Here is a 14519-nt window from a genome sequence, read left to right as displayed (position 1 = left end):
TGAGCCGGCACGCACCGGTGTTTCGGTTCACGCTACGAGGTGGCAGGAACCAACCAAGAGATCACCGTCGTCGTCATCGAAGGCACGGCGCCTGATGTCCAACAAGCATGTTCCGAAAAGACCCGACTCGCCGCCCTGGTGGAAGGAAAAAGCTCACTACCCTTGTGGCACCATCGAAACCACACGTAGGGTACTAAGCAGCACTACCTCACCGTTGCACACGTCTCGTGGAGTACCCCATCCCCCACCCAGCCGCTGACTGCAGTGGTAATGTGCTCCTCGGGGCCGTAGTCTCAAGGAGCAGATCATGGCCGAAAACCCCACAATCCGCGAACTCAGCCACGAAGACCGCAGCTTTGCTCCACCCGGCGAATTTGCGGCCCAAGCCAATGCCACCGCCGAACTCTACGACCAGGCCGAGGCCGACCGGTTGGGTTTCTGGGCGGACCAGGCTCAGCGCATCAGCTGGGACACCGCATTCGATGACGTCTTAGATTGGTCGGATGCCCCGTTTGCCAAGTGGTTTACCGGCGGCAAACTCAATGCGGCATATAACTGCGTGGATCGCCACGTCGAAGCCGGCCTGGGCGATCGAGTCGCCTACTATTTCGAGGGTGAAGGCGGCGACACCCGGACTATCACCTATCACGAACTGCTGCGCGAAGTTTCCAAAGCCGCAAACGCACTGCTTGAACTGGGCGTAAAAACCGGCGACCGCGTGGCCATCTACATGCCCATGATTCCCGAAACCGTGTTTGCGATGCTCGCCTGCGCCCGAATCGGAGCACCACACACCGTGATTTTCGGTGGTTTTTCGGATAAAGCTATTGCCGACCGGGTGCGCGACTGCGGGGTGGAAGTGGTCATCACCTCCGACGGCGGCTACCGCCGGGGCAAAACCAACCCATTAAAAGCTACGGTTGATAAGGCTATAGAAGACATCCCCGAAGTCCACACCGTACTGGTGGTCAAACGCACCGGACAAGACATCGACTGGCATAATGATCGCGACCATTGGTGGCACGACGTCGTCGATAAACAATCCGAGACGCACCAACCAGAATTTTTTGACGCCGAACACCCGCTGTACATCATGTATTCCTCGGGCACCACGGGCAAGCCCAAGGGCATTATGCACACCACCGGCGGGTACATGGTTGGGGTGGCCTATACCCATTGGGCGGTGTTTGATATCAAACCCGAGACCGATATTTACTGGACGGCCGCCGACATCGGCTGGGTTACCGGGCATTCCTATATTGTCTATGGGCCACTGACCAATGCCACCACCTCGGTGCTGTATGAGGGCACCCCGGATACTCCGCACCGGGCTCGCTGGTGGGAGATCGTGCAGAAATACGGTGTGACCATCCTGTATTGTGCACCCACCAGTATTCGCACGTTTATGCGGTGGGGGCGTGATATCCCGGCCGAATATGATTTGTCCTCGCTGCGGCTGCTGGGCAGTGTGGGCGAACCGATCAACCCCGAAGCCTGGATGTGGTACCGCGAGCACATTGGTCAGAATAGCTGCCCCATTGTTGATACCTGGTGGCAGACCGAAAACGGGCACATTCTCATAAGCGCGCTACCCGGGGTCACCGCAACCAAACCCGGGGCCGCAATGCGTGCCCTACCCGGGATCACCGCCGATATTTATGATGAGGCCGGCAACTCGGTAGAACCCGGCAACGGCGGGTATCTGGTCATTACCGAACCCTGGCCAGGCATGTTGCGCACGCTGTGGGGTGATGAAGAGCGCTATAAGAAAACCTATTGGTCGCAGTATCCGGGCGTATATTTTGCCGGCGACGGCGCAAAATACGATCAAGACGGCGATATTTGGGTGCTGGGACGCGTCGATGATGTGCTCAATGTTTCCGGGCACCGGATGTCCACCGCTGAAATTGAATCTGCTCTGGTGGCCCACGCAATGGTGGCAGAGGCCGCTGTGGTGGGTGCCCAGGATGAAACCACCGGTCAGGCTATTGAGGCGTTTGTGATTCTGCGAGAAAGCGCCCAGGAACACAACCGCGTCGTGGAAATGTTGCGTGATCATGTGCGGGCGGCCATCGGGCCGATTGCGACACCGCGCTCGATCACCGTGGTGTCTGATTTGCCCAAGACACGCTCGGGCAAAATCATGCGACGCCTGCTCAAAGATTTGGCCGAGGACCGAGAAATTGGTGACACCACCACCCTGGCCGATGCCTCGGTGATGGACACCATCCAGCAGCAGGTTCGCGCTGCTCGAGCCTGATCGACGGCACCTACCCCAGCTCGACGAGCAGCACCCCGGCCATGATCAAGACCAGTCCAAAGATCATGCGCGGGGTCAGGGGTTCTTTCCAAATGATGCGTGCCAGCAAGGCGATCAAGGCAACGCCGACGGCTGACCAGATGCCATAGGCAATGGCCACCGGCATGCCGTATGAGATCGTGACCGCAAGGAAAAAGAACGCTAACGAGTAAAACACGGCTAGCGGAAGGACCCAGATTTTCTTCCGGAAGCCATCTGAAGCGCGCAAGCTCAGGGTTGCGATGATCTCGGAAACGATGGACAACGATAAAAACAGCCAACTCATGAATCCAACACCTCGGCTGTACTTGGATCACGCTGCCCGGTTTGGACAATAAACACCCCGGCCATAATGGTGACAATACCGATGATCGCAATAAAGCTCAGGGCTTCTGCAAACAACATGGCACCCAACACCGCGACCAGCGCGACCCCGGCGGCCGCCCAGATCCCATATGCGATACCGATGGGGATACCTCTGCCCAATGCCAGCCCCAATAAGATGAAGGCAATGACGTAGCCGCTGACGACCCCGATTGCGAAGATGGGTTGATCGACGGCTGCCCGTAAGCACATGGTGCCAAGAACCTCGGCAACAATTGCCCCGAGAAGTAACAGCCAGTTTTTAAACATGTGAGGGTCACCAACTTTCGCGAGGAATCCCGGATTACTCTATCAATCGCGGTTAACAAGCGCGGGACGGGCAGACGTGGTGTTTCGCTTCCTTGGCTGTGGGCTAAACGCCAGGATGACCAGCACAATTCCGAAGATGCTCAATCCCACCCAGCCGGTGACCGTGAGCCGCTCACCAACGATCAAAACCGCCAACACCGTGGCCACGGCCGGTTCAATCAGCGTCAGGGTCGTCGCCGAACTCGCCGGGATCTTCGACAGGCCAAATCCGAAAGCCACATAGCCTAAGAACATCGGCACCAGCGCCATATAGGTGCCCACCGCAAATGCTTCGGGGGTGGCCAGCAACGGTGCACCGGTGAGCAGCAACACCGGCACCAGGCTCGCTCCGCCCAGTCCAAAAACTGAACCCATCGCCGCGGCTCGGCCGACGCCGTCGAGCATCAATCGCTGCACAACCCAGGAGTACAGCGCATAGGCCGCTGCCGCAACCAGGCCTAACCCGATACCCAATGCGGTAGCATCCCCGCCAGCCAGGTCATCACGTTGGGACGAGACAATTAATAAGATACTGCCGGCGATACCCAGCAAAGCTGCCAGATACCACCAGCCACCCAGTCGACGGCGATCAATCACCCGTTCCAAAATCCCGGATGCCAGTGGTGCTGACGCCAATGAAATGACCGTGCCGATGGCCACACCTGCCAAATGCATTGACGAATAAAACGCCAGCGGATAGACAAAGACAGCTACCGCACCGGTTGCCACGAGTTTCCAATGCGCTTGCAGATGCAGCCTAGAGCGACGCAAGGCGGGGATCGCGACGAGGGCTTGTAGCAGTCCGCCGATGCCAAGTGCCGCAGCACCGATTGCTAGGGGCCCGACGTCAGGGGCAAACGTTGCCGCCGTGCCGGTGGTTCCCCATAAAAACGCCGCAATGAGTACGGCGGTCATACCCCATAAATGGTCACGATTCACTGACTGTCTCCCATCATCTGGAAGATACCACAGGCTTGCCGCTCTGTGTGTTGACCTGGCCATATCTTTCAACCCACAAGATCAACCTGTATGTTAACTGGGAGATCTCTGATAAATTCCTCATAGGAATCACGCATCTTTTACCGTTGAAGGACACTATGACGTTGCACCCTGGCCCGCCCCCGCCGCCACCCCAATCCTCCCGCACGATGCAGTCCGCCAAGAAGCCTCGCATATGGCCCTGGATCGTTGGAGTTGTCGCAGCACTTGGTATTGGTGGAGCAGTCGGTTATGGCGGCACACCGGAACCTGAAATCATCACTAAAGAAGTTGAAATCGAAGTTGAGCCTGCGGATATGGACGATCGCCGGGCTGAACTTGATGAACGCGACGAAGCGCTCACCGCCACCGAAACGCAAATCGAAGAAAATACTATTCCGGGTTCGGGCATCTATCTCGTAGGCGAAGACATCAAACCGGGCACTTACCGGTCAAACGGTAGCGATTGCTACTGGGCCCGTCTATCAGGCACGAGTGGTGAATCCAATGAGATCATCACCAATAACGTCGTCGAAGGCACCGCCTACGTCACCATTGCGACATCAGACGTAGCATTTGAAACCTCGCGCTGTGGAGAGTGGACACTGCAATAACATCATGGCTCCACGGCGCCGGAGGGTCGCTAGGATTTATCCCAAACGATCCCGAGCGATGGACAGGAACGGTGCCCTATGCCCGAAGGTGATTCCCTCGTCCGGTTAGCCCATCGGCTCCGGCCGATCATGCAAGACCAGATCATCAAGCGTAGTGACTTTCGTGTTCCACACTTGGCGACGGTGGATTTATCGGGCTGGTTCGTGGTGACTATCCGAACCCGTGCGAAATACCTTTCAGTCACAGTTGCCGCAGATCTGAACGCGACCGATGCATCCCAGCAGTTTGTGATCGTGTCGCACTTAGGAATGGACGGCGCCTGGCAGATTGATACGCGACCGTCATATAGAACGCGCTGTATTTTAGCGTTTGAGGAACATAGCGTGGTGGGCAACAGCTTGGCCAAGCTGGAAATGTTTTCGCCAGAAGAAGCCAGACAGTACCTGGCATTCCTTGGCCCTGACCTGCTGGATGAGGCCTGGACTGATCCAGCACATTATGACCGGCTGGTAACGCAGTCGTTGCAGAACTTTCGGGCAGCCCAAGACCAACCCATCGCTACTGCCCTGTTGGACCAACGGTTAGTGTCGGGCATCGGCAATATTTATCGGTGCGAAGTGTTGTTATTAGCTGGGATCAATCCGCATCGTCGCATCAGTGAGCTCAGTGACGAACACCTGGTGGGCCTGGTGCTATTAGCAAGAGCCCTTATGGACATCAATGTGCCACCGCGAGCGCCCCAGCAAGCCCGACGGCGCACCGTGGATGTCCGTCCTGACGAACACTCCCCCTTTGGGGTTCGTGTCGCAACCGCGGTGGAACAGGCACGGGCGCAGACCGATCGTCGTCGTGCTCGTAATGATCCGAATTTCTGGGTTTACGGGCGTGATCGTCAAGGGTGTTTAAGGTGTGGCGGCCCCGTCCGGCTGGAGAAGCTCGGTCCCAGTACCGAGAAAGAACGAGATCTGTATTGGTGCCCGAATTGTCAACGTGGTTAGGACCGTGGGAATCGTTGTTATTGGGCTGCTGTGCGTTGCTCGTGTTTTCCAGGTTTGCGACTGAGCTTGGCTGGCCACCAGATAGCACGCCCGATGTCGTAGGTCAGTGCGGGGACAAGCAGCGAGCGGACGATAAAGGTATCGAGCAGTACGCCGAAGGCAACAATAAAGGCCAGCTGAACCAAGAATAGAATTGGGATGACCGACAGGGCCGCAAAGGTTGCTGCCAGGACCACGCCCGCCGAGGTAATAACACCACCGGTGACGGTCAGGCCACGCAATACACCTTGGCGGGTGCCATGTTTCAGTGATTCCTCTCTGACGCGGGTCATCAAAAAGATGTTGTAGTCGATTCCTAACGCGACCAAGAAGACGAACCCATACAGTGGCACAGCCGGATCAGCTCCCGGGAAGTCGAACAGGTGGTTGAAGACCAGCGCTGAGACACCCATTGCGGTACCAAATGAGATCACTGTTGTGGTAATCAACAACACGGGAGCCACAATAGAGCGCAACAGGATCATCAGGATCACCAAAATGACTGCCAAAATAATCGGGATGATCACGTTGCGGTCCTGGATCGACGCATCGATGGTGTCGACATCGGTTGCCGTGACACCACCGACCATTGCGCTCGGGGCGGCGTCAGCGAAAATGTCGCGCATATCACGTACAGTCTGGGATGCGTCAGTGGAATCGGCAGGAACGGACATGGTGCCTTGCAGTAACACGGTGCCGTCAACCACAGTTGGTTCGGGGGCCGGGGTTCCAGGTGGACCGAAGGCTTGGATGCCGTCTTCGGTCACGGGTGCGGTGCCACTTGGTGAGTCTTGGCTGCTGATGGAGACGTCTTCAATGGCTGATTGGTCTAGCATGACATTTGCAACGTCGTCGAGTTCCTCTTCATTTGCAATGACTTGAATCGGACTGCCCGAGCCGCCCGGGAAGTGCTCACCGAGGGCTTCTTGCCCATCCCGAGCTTCGGAAGCACCCAGTACGAGTTCTGATTGGGCGACACCGTCGGCCTTGAGTTGTGGAATGAAGGCCACTCCGGCAAGCAATGCCAGGGTCGTGACACTCCAGATGACGCGCGGACGCTTCTGAATCATCCTGGCGATCTTCGGCCAGATGCCTTGTGATGGAATGCCGTGTTCGGTAGCCACTGTTTCGGGATCGTATTTGATGCGTTTGGGCCAGAATGCGGTGCGACCGAAAGCAAACAGGATGGCCGGTAGCAAGGTCAGGGCAGACAGCATGGCAAAGACAATACCGATCGAGGCTACCGGGCCCAGGGTGCTATTGGACTTCAAATCGCTGAGCAGCAACATCAATAAGCCTGCGATGACGGTACTACCAGAGGCCAGAATGGGCTCCACCGCGCCTTTAATAGCTCCCCAAATTGCCGACCATTTGTCCTCGTGGATACGTAGCTCTTCACGATAGCGGGCTACCAGCAACAGCGAGTAGTCAGTAGCAGCACCAATCACGAGAATAAAGAGGATACCTTGAGTCTGGCCACTGAGTAGGATGATTTCCCATCTGGCCAGCCACCAGACCGTTAGTAGCGCGGCACATAGTGCAAACATACTCGTTGATAGGACCGCAATCGGTAGCAAGAACGATCGGTAGACGATGATCAGAATAATGAACACCGCAACCAATGCCACGCCCAGCAATAGGCCATCGATACCAGCGAAGGCTTCTCCCAGATCGGCACTAAAACCTGCTGGACCAGTAACATACAGGATCACGCCATCTGGGGCGCTGGCTCGGAGTTCGTCACCGAGTGTGGCAACGACAGTACCAATATCGGCGTCGGAGTTGATTGGGACAAAAGCCTGCACTGCCAGACCATCATCGGATGGGATCGGTGGCGAGACCTCATCCTCTATGTACTCGAGCTCTGGAAGACTTTCAAGCAAGTCGCCAAGCTCTGTCAATTGTTCTTCGGTCAGTTCCTGGTCAGCAACAAATAGCACCACAGCTGGGATGCCGTCAGAATCCGTGAATTGATCTTGTAGTTCTTGGACCCGTGTCGCTTCAGCCGATTCGGGCAAGTAGGCGGTCTGATCGTTGGAGGAGACCTCATTGACTTTCCCGAAATAGGGACCGCCAATGCCTGCTGCGGTAAGCCATATCAAAATCAACACGGCAGGCAAGAACGTGCGGAACCACTTTGGAACTCTACGGTGTGATTGGTTTTCCTGCCCTTTGGGAAGTTCAGAGCCATCCTGCCGAGAACGCACGGCAGTTGTCGAGTCGTGGTGCATGCGGATATCCGTTCGACGAGGTGGGTGGTTGGATTCTCAAAATTGGCCTGCTGCAAACCCCTAATGATGCAGCTGGTGTGCAGGTCAAGGCTGAGCTAATCTCGCGTTCAAAGGCACATGTTGCGATTACGGGGCGAACACCGTGTGATTCCTCAACGAGACCTCCACAAGCCAGCCATAGATGTATTCTCTTAGAAAGTTAGCTCGTATCCGTCTCGTTGTTTTTGCCGCGTGGTAGACCGAGCGCTCATATGCTTGGTGATGCGAGACCACAATACAGCGTGAGGAGATCGTAGTTTTACTGTTTCCATTGGAGCCTCCGCCATCACAGTAAAATAATTAGTTGAGCTACATTACTAGCTAACCTAGCAATTAATTTTGGTTGAGCAAAGAACGGGCGGAATATTTCCTCATGGTCAAAAAATCTCAAGACCCAACACAGAATGCATTAAACCTTTATGCGTTGGACGTCTCTGACCCAAATGCTCGACTCATCGATCCCAAGGGCCAGTCAGCAGCAGACATCGAACAAATCGGTGACCTGATGGCCGCTCTAGCCCAGCTTCGAGAGGCAGAACAACGGCTGTCTGAAGCGTCCCGGCGCTATATGAAGCTTGGATCGACCGATATGAAAGCGCTGCATTTTCTGGTCGTTGCCCAAAACACCGACACCATCGCCACACCAGGTGCCATCGCGGCGCATTTAGATATTTCAACAGCTTCTACGACCAAGCTCTTGGACCGCCTCGAAGCGGCCGGCCACATTATCCGTGCACCGCATCCGTATGATCGTCGCGCGCTGGCCATCTCGATTACCGACGAAACGTATGAGGCTGCCGTTGAAACCGTTGGACGACAACAGGCCAAACGTTTCCACGCTGCTGCACGACTCACACCTGACGAACGTGACGTGGTCATTCGGTTTTTGAATGACATGACCCAAGAACTCACGGTTCACGAAGGCCAGTAGGATCCTCCAGAACTTCAGGAAGGGGTTCAGGGCTTAGGATGAGGCCATGGCTGTATATCGTGATCCCGTTGACGGCAGTTCCTATGACCTTGATCAACCTCGGTGGCGATCTGACGCAGGTCGGCCCCTATGGATCGAACCAGGTAGCGGCCTGACACCGGCAGCCCTCGACCATTCAGCCGACTCCATTTGGCGCTATCGGGCTGCACTGCCAATAGCCATCAGCAATCCCATCTCCATCGGTGAAGGCAAAACACCGCTTGTAACGCATGAATGGCATACTGATCAGCATCCCTTCTTCAAACTGGACTACCTGAACCCGACCGGTAGCTTCAAGGATCGCGGCACCAGTGTCATGCTGTCGTATTTACGTGACCGAGGAATCACATCCGTGGTGGAAGACAGTTCCGGTAATGGAGGCGCCTCGGTGGCAGGATACGGCGCGGCCGGGGGTATGAAGGTGAAGGTTATTGCGCCTGCATCGACCTCGCTGGGCAAGATTGCCCAGATTCATGCCTTTGGCGCCGAGGTGCAACTGGTCGAGGGGTCTCGAGAAGCATCTCAAGATGAAGCCATTCGACAAGCCATCAACCACATGTTTTATGCTAACCACAATTGGCAAGCGTTCTTTCTCCAGGGAACAAAAACTTTGGCTTATGAGCTTTGGGAGGACCTGGACTTTCAGGCACCGGATCACGTCATTGTTCCAGTCGGGGCCGGCAGCAGCCTATTGGGATGTTGGCTTGGTTTCCGTGAATTACTCGCAGCCAAACAAATCGAGCAGATGCCGCAACTTTTCGCCGCGCAACCGCTAAGTTGTTCACCAGTGGACGCGAGCTTCACCGCAAACACACTCCAGCCGGTGCAACGCGAAATACGACCAACCATTGCTGAAGGCACGGCTATCGCACATCCGTTGCGCCTAGCCCAGATGGTTGACGCACTTCGTGACACCAGTGGCAGGTCGGTGGCGATCACCGAATCAGAGATCGTCCAAGCACTACACCAGTTATGCCAGCGCGGACTGTTGGTAGAACCCACCAGTGCTCTTGCCGCGGCCGCCTACACGAAACTGGTTGAACAGGGCACCATCCGCGGCTCGGACCAGACGGTCATAGTGTTAAGCGGATCAGGCTTGAAGTCAGCCCCCACAATTGCCAACTTGCTGGCTTCTAGTGGTCATCCAGCCCTCTGAAACCTTGCCCGAGGTTCCACCGCCGGTGTTAATCTGACATCATCAATTGTGAAGCCCTGTCAGTGCCGAGTGATTTATCCCAGCATCGAAAGGACTCGCAATGGAACTCTCAACTCAACCACCACCACCGTCTGGCCCAGCAGATTTTCAAAAACTCCTGGATGACTGGTCACAGGCAATTGTGGAAAATGATGCCGACAAATTTCGCCACTTCACCACCTCCGATTGGCAGCTAGTAGATACCAATGGCATCATTCCACTTGATCGCTTTTTAGAGGTCGTCAAAAGCGGTGACCTGGAACATGATGAAATGACTCACGAGGTGACATCAGTTCAGCACATACATGACGTGGCCATTGTGGTGACGCACGGACGAAATCATGGTCGCTGGCAGGGCAAAGCCTTCTCTGCCGACGAATGGACAACCGAAATTTTTGTATGGCAGGACAATCGCTGGGTATGTCACCATACGTCGCTGACCCCAAGACATTCGTCAAGCGACTAGCCCAGCATGCAACATGCGCTGGAGGCAGTGGGATGCCTGAAGACAACTGTCAAGTGCGCGAATAATGTGCGGCGCATACGCTATCTCAGGATCGAGTGTGAAGCGGTGTAATAACAAGCCATCTATCAGTAACGGGATCCTATGGTAACTGCCATGTCAGTCTCAGCTGTGTAAAACCGCGCTGAGCTTTGTGAATTAGTCGAGCTGATCGGAGAGTTCCAGCCAGCGCTCTTCGAGTGCTTCGACCTCATCTTCGGCTTCACGTAGCTCGTCACCATAGCGTTGCAAACCGGTGTAGTCACTTTGATCGTGTTCAATAAGGCTGTGTTGCAGCCCTTCGATAACTGCGGCGAGTTTCCCCAACCGGCGCTCAATGGAACCGACCTCTTTTTGAACGGCTTTTCGCTGTGCACCCGTCAACTTCGAAGTCGATGATGTGCCGTTGGCTTGCTTAGTATTCCTGACGTTAGCGTTCGACTCCGCTTGTCGTTCCTGTGCCTTGCGCAGCTGCAGATACTCGTCCACTCCCCCGGGTACGTGCCGCAAGGTGCCATCAAGAATCGCGTATTGCTGATCGGTCACCCGCTCCAATAAGTAGCGGTCGTGCGAAACCACGATGAGCGTACCAGGCCAGGAATCTAACAGATCCTCCATGGCCGTGAGCATATCCGAATCGACATCGTTGGTTGGCTCGTCCAGCACAATCACGTTAGGTTCACTCAGTAACAGCATCAGTAATTGCAGACGACGTTTCTGGCCACCGGACAGGTCAGCCACCCGGGCAGAAAGATGCGCCCGGCGGAATCCCAACCGTTCCAGCAACTGAGCCGGTGTATGCTCTTTACCATCAATGGTGAAACTCGTTTTCGTTTGAGCCAGAACCTCTCGAACCCGGTCAGATCCGATCTTTTTCAGCTGCGAAAACTGCTGGTCCAGCATCCCGATCTGCACGGTCTTGCCGTGTTTAACTCGTCCAGATGTTGGTTCTAGATCCCCGGTCACTAAGCTCAACAAAGTGGATTTGCCGGCTCCGTTGGCACCCAGAATTCCCGTTCGTTCCCCCGGAGCAATCCGCCAGGTGATATTGCGCAGAACCTCGCGTTCGCCAAAGCAGACGCTGGCATTTTCAATATCAACAACGTCTTTGCCTAGACGAGCCACGGCTAGGCGTTGCAGCTCAATCGAATTTCGTACCGGTGGTACATCTTCGATGAGTTGGTTGGCGGCAGCAATTCTAAATTTGGGTTTAGCCGTTCGGGCTGGTGCCCCGCGGCGCAACCAGGCGAGTTCTTTACGCAGCAGGTTTTGCCGTTTCGCTTCAGCAGCCGCGGCCATCCGGTCGCGTTCGACACGCTGCAACACATAGGCCGCATAACCGCCCTCGAACTGGTCGACAATACCGTCATGGACTTCCCACGTTTGGGTACACACTTCATCTAAGAACCAACGGTCGTGTGTGATGACGAGCAGTCCGCCAGCATTTTTCTGCCAGCGACGATTCAGGTGTTCGGCCAGCCAGGCGATACCTTCAACATCTAAATGGTTCGTGGGCTCGTCCAGTGCCAGAATATCCCAGTCACCGATCAGTAATCGTGCCAAGGCCACTCGACGACGTTGTCCTCCGGATAAGGAGCCGACGGTAGCCTCCCAGTCCAGATCCGCAACCAGACCTGAAATGATGTCACGAATTTTGGGATCCCCGGCCCATTCGTGTTCGGCAAGATCGCCCACGATGGCTTGCCCTACAGTCAATGAGGTATCAACGGTGTCGGATTGGTCGAGCAAGCCGATGGTGGTATCGCTGCGCACAGTCACCTGACCGGCGTCGGGTTCAAGTTTGCCCACAAGGAGTTTCATGAGCGTGGACTTACCATCACCGTTGCGGCCAACAATGCCAACACGGTCGCCTGCCGAAACCCCAAGGGTCACGGAATCTAGGACTTGTTGGGTCGGGTATTCAAAGTGGAGGGCTTCTGCCCCTAAAAGATGCACCATATCGTCATCAATAATAGTGGACGCCCGCTAGGACGTAGCTGTGCTTCGTTCTGGGCACGAAGAATCGCTATAGTAGATGAGCTCCGGCGACCGGGCCGTATTCGGCAACCGCGGAGATCTCCATGTGTTCTTCGAAACGTTCAGCCAGCTCTATGGCTTGTGACATATCTTCGGTCATGAACACCAAGGAGGCGCCTACCCCGATGGTCTGAGCTGCCAGAGCCCCTTCGTTCATGCCGGCGGTCAACCAATCATTATGCTCCGGCAGGATGCTCACTAGCGCACTTTGAAAATCATTGTGCATCATCAGCGCGACTTGCTCGGCTTCGCCGTGAGTGACGGCGTGCAACAGTTTCGAATCAAATTCCAGGTTGCTTCGATCATGAGCATCGGATTGGGTCTGGCGGATCACGGTGACTTTTTGGAACATCTCTTGGGGTTCGATATCCACGGCGGCAGGCACGATCACCATGGCAAGTTCCCGTTGTACCAGCAGTGGGGTCTGCAATTGCTCATCGGCACTGTAGTGGGTGATCAGCGCTCCACCGGTGAGCGCTTCGGCCACGCCGTCACCGATCCGGTTGCCCAGCCGTATCAAGTCCTCGCGAGCCACGGAGGCATGCCAGAGTCGCGCAAGGGCGACTAACACGGCTGCGGTACTGGCAGCACGCCCGCCTAAGTGTGTTTCAAAGGGAATGTTTTTCTGGATGGTGATATCTAGTCCCGAGATTTCTCGGGGTCGCTGCAGGTGGGTACGTAGCTCGTCGATAGCACGAAAGATCTGGGCCATATCCTGTTGAGGAATATCACCGTAGTCGATGAGGTTTTGGAACCCGTCTTCAAAGCTGATGAAGATTTCTTTATCTTTTCGGGCTTCAACGACGGCGACGTCGTACCGTGAGATTGCTAGTTTGAGGTGTGCAACAGCCGCTTCATCGAATGAACTTGGGGTACCGACTGCTGTGGCGATCGCTACCATGGCTGGTGCTTGGGCGGAGACCACAAAGCGGGAATCGGAAGCAGCGTGTGCACTCATGGTGTATCCCTGAGCTGTTTTTGTTCGGCAATGCGCGAGAACTGCTCAATATCCAGCACCTCGCCGCGAGCTTTGGGGTCCACGTCTGCTGCCACCAAGAGTTCTTCGGCGTCCGCACCCGAACCAGCCCAGTTGCTCAGCGCAGCACGCAGTGTCTTGCGGCGTTGGGCAAAAGCCGTATCGATGACTTCAAAGACCTGGGCTCGAGTCGCCGTGGTGGCAGGTGGTTTTCGAGCGGTGAATTGCACCAGACCCGATGTGATGCGTGGGGCGGGCCAGAAGACTTTGGTGCCAACCGTGCCGGCGTAGGTTGCGTGCGCGTACCAGGCCATTTTCACCGAGGGGACACCGTAGATTTTGCTACCAGGTTGGGCGGTGAGCCGTTCGGCGACCTCTTGTTGAACCATGACCAAACCGTGTTGGATGCTGGGCAGCTCTGCCAACAGGTGCAGCATGACCGGTACGGCCACATTATAGGGAAGGTTCGCCACGATCGCGGTGGGTGGCCCAGCGGCTGCTTGGGGCGCAGCAGCCGCAATATCGGCAGCACTGATGCGCATGGCATCTCCTTCGATCACAGCTAACCTGTGCGCGCTGCCGGCCCGGTATTCTTCAACAGTGGTGGCAAGTCGTGCTGCAACCGGTGGATCAATTTCGACGGCGGTAACCGCCTGAGCAGCATCTATCAGCCCCAGGGTGAGCGACCCCAGCCCGGGGCCGATTTCTAAGACGTGCTCGGTGGACTTCAGGTCGGCTGCATCTACGATTCTGCGGATCGTATTTGGGTCGATCACATAGTTTTGCCCCAGTGTTTTTGTGGGTCGAAGATCGAGGATATCGGCGAGTTTGCGGATATCCGCGCCGGACAATAATGGTTGATCTGTTGAAGTCACAAAGCCCATCTTAGTCTGCTCTGCCAGATACGGGCCGGGTTAAACGCTTCGGGGCGGAACCCACCTGGTGGATTCCGCCCCGAAATTCTATGC

General features: G+C 55.8%; 14 protein-coding genes. 7 read left to right on the top strand and 7 right to left on the bottom strand.

Features of this window, described 5'->3' with window-relative positions; genetic code table 11:
* The first annotated feature begins 39 nt into the window (after positions 1–39).
* Both K8V32_RS05410 and acs read left to right on the top strand, forming a co-directional pair.
* Positions 40–189, top strand: coding sequence for a hypothetical protein (locus tag K8V32_RS05410; protein ID WP_303904053.1), 150 nt, complete (start codon positions 40–42; stop codon positions 187–189).
* Positions 190–307: 118 nt separating this feature from the next.
* A complete protein-coding gene (gene acs, locus K8V32_RS05405) occupies positions 308–2260 on the top strand; it encodes an acetate--CoA ligase (protein ID WP_303904050.1) in 1953 nt (650 codons plus the stop codon).
* Between the two features lie 10 nt (positions 2261–2270).
* Here the strand turns inward: acs and K8V32_RS05400 are convergent, their stop codons facing one another.
* The 3 genes from K8V32_RS05400 to K8V32_RS05390 are packed head-to-tail and all read right to left on the bottom strand — an operon-like array spanning position 2271 to position 3910.
* The gene (locus K8V32_RS05400) at positions 2271–2585 is read right to left on the bottom strand and encodes a DMT family transporter (protein ID WP_303904047.1); all 315 of its coding nucleotides are present in this window, start codon (positions 2583–2585) and stop codon (positions 2271–2273) included.
* Positions 2582–2932: a DMT family transporter gene (locus K8V32_RS05395; protein WP_303904044.1), complete on the bottom strand. Its 351-nt coding sequence runs from the start codon at positions 2930–2932 to the stop codon at positions 2582–2584. Before K8V32_RS05395 ends, K8V32_RS05400 begins: the two co-directional genes overlap by 4 nt.
* 42 nt (positions 2933–2974) lie before the next feature.
* Entirely contained in the window at positions 2975–3910 is a 936-nt protein-coding gene (locus K8V32_RS05390; protein WP_303904041.1) for a DMT family transporter, read from the bottom strand.
* Positions 3911–4068: 158 nt separating this feature from the next.
* Here K8V32_RS05390 and K8V32_RS05385 point away from each other — a divergent pair, with 158 nt between their 5' ends.
* Together K8V32_RS05385 and K8V32_RS05380 are read left to right on the top strand one after the other, a co-directional pair.
* Positions 4069–4563 carry an Rv1352/Rv1906c domain-containing protein gene (locus tag K8V32_RS05385; protein WP_303904038.1) on the top strand — a complete coding sequence of 165 codons (495 nt, stop codon included), beginning with the start codon at positions 4069–4071 and terminating at the stop codon, positions 4561–4563.
* 78 nt (positions 4564–4641) lie between these two features.
* Complete coding sequence (locus tag K8V32_RS05380) at positions 4642–5562, top strand: DNA-formamidopyrimidine glycosylase family protein (protein ID WP_303904035.1); 921 nt, start codon at positions 4642–4644, stop codon at positions 5560–5562.
* A gap of 17 nt (positions 5563–5579) precedes the next feature.
* Here the strand turns inward: K8V32_RS05380 and K8V32_RS05375 are convergent, their stop codons facing one another.
* Entirely contained in the window at positions 5580–7712 is a 2133-nt protein-coding gene (locus K8V32_RS05375) for an MMPL family transporter (RefSeq protein WP_303904033.1), read from the bottom strand.
* A 532-nt stretch (positions 7713–8244) separates the two neighbouring features.
* Here K8V32_RS05375 and K8V32_RS05370 point away from each other — a divergent pair.
* From K8V32_RS05370 to K8V32_RS05360, 3 genes are all read left to right on the top strand, one after another.
* A complete protein-coding gene (locus K8V32_RS05370) occupies positions 8245–8802 on the top strand; it encodes a MarR family winged helix-turn-helix transcriptional regulator (RefSeq protein ID WP_303904031.1) in 558 nt (185 codons plus the stop codon).
* Positions 8803–8848: 46 nt separating this feature from the next.
* On the top strand, positions 8849–9997 hold the full coding sequence (locus K8V32_RS05365; protein ID WP_303904029.1) for a threonine synthase: 1149 nt from the start codon (positions 8849–8851) through the stop codon (positions 9995–9997).
* Positions 9998–10097: 100 nt separating this feature from the next.
* Positions 10098–10502, top strand: a complete 405-nt coding sequence (locus K8V32_RS05360) for a nuclear transport factor 2 family protein (protein ID WP_303904026.1) — start codon at positions 10098–10100, stop codon at positions 10500–10502.
* Between the two features lie 195 nt (positions 10503–10697).
* Here the strand turns inward: K8V32_RS05360 and K8V32_RS05355 are convergent, their stop codons facing one another.
* The 3 genes from K8V32_RS05355 to rsmA all read right to left on the bottom strand — a co-directional run bounded on the left by K8V32_RS05355 (position 10698) and on the right by rsmA (position 14426).
* Positions 10698–12497: an ABC-F family ATP-binding cassette domain-containing protein gene (locus tag K8V32_RS05355; protein ID WP_303904024.1), complete on the bottom strand. Its 1800-nt coding sequence runs from the start codon at positions 12495–12497 to the stop codon at positions 10698–10700.
* Positions 12498–12564: 67 nt separating this feature from the next.
* A complete protein-coding gene (locus K8V32_RS05350) occupies positions 12565–13533 on the bottom strand; it encodes a GHMP family kinase ATP-binding protein (protein WP_303904022.1) in 969 nt (322 codons plus the stop codon).
* The gene (gene rsmA, locus K8V32_RS05345; RefSeq protein ID WP_303904019.1) at positions 13530–14426 is read right to left on the bottom strand and encodes a 16S rRNA (adenine(1518)-N(6)/adenine(1519)-N(6))-dimethyltransferase RsmA; all 897 of its coding nucleotides are present in this window, start codon (positions 14424–14426) and stop codon (positions 13530–13532) included. The genes K8V32_RS05350 and rsmA overlap by 4 nt, the downstream gene beginning before the upstream one ends.
* Positions 14427–14519 lie beyond the last annotated feature (93 nt).

It is taken from the genome of Enteractinococcus helveticum (assembly GCF_020742345.1).
Taxonomy (GTDB): domain Bacteria; phylum Actinomycetota; class Actinomycetes; order Actinomycetales; family Micrococcaceae; genus Yaniella; species Yaniella helvetica_A.
The sequence above is the reverse complement of the archived record's forward strand: the minus strand, read 5'-3'. Positions and strand labels throughout refer to the sequence as shown.

Bases quoted from the DNA above. Each gene is read 5' to 3' on its own strand.
- K8V32_RS05365 (WP_303904029.1), top strand. From the start codon at position 8,849: ATGGCTGTATATCGTGATCCCGTTGACGGCAGTTCCTATGACCTTGAT.
- K8V32_RS05380 (WP_303904035.1), top strand. From the start codon at position 4,642: ATGCCCGAAGGTGATTCCCTCGTCCGGTTAGCCCATCGGCTCCGGCCG.
- acs (WP_303904050.1), top strand. From the start codon at position 308: ATGGCCGAAAACCCCACAATCCGCGAACTCAGCCACGAAGACCGCAGC.
- K8V32_RS05350 (WP_303904022.1), bottom strand. From the start codon at position 13,533: ATGAGTGCACACGCTGCTTCCGATTCCCGCTTTGTGGTCTCCGCCCAA.
- K8V32_RS05360 (WP_303904026.1), top strand. From the start codon at position 10,098: ATGGAACTCTCAACTCAACCACCACCACCGTCTGGCCCAGCAGATTTT.
- K8V32_RS05370 (WP_303904031.1), top strand. From the start codon at position 8,245: ATGGTCAAAAAATCTCAAGACCCAACACAGAATGCATTAAACCTTTAT.
- K8V32_RS05400 (WP_303904047.1), bottom strand. From the start codon at position 2,585: ATGAGTTGGCTGTTTTTATCGTTGTCCATCGTTTCCGAGATCATCGCA.
- K8V32_RS05395 (WP_303904044.1), bottom strand. From the start codon at position 2,932: ATGTTTAAAAACTGGCTGTTACTTCTCGGGGCAATTGTTGCCGAGGTT.
- K8V32_RS05385 (WP_303904038.1), top strand. From the start codon at position 4,069: ATGACGTTGCACCCTGGCCCGCCCCCGCCGCCACCCCAATCCTCCCGC.
- K8V32_RS05355 (WP_303904024.1), bottom strand. From the start codon at position 12,497: ATGGTGCATCTTTTAGGGGCAGAAGCCCTCCACTTTGAATACCCGACC.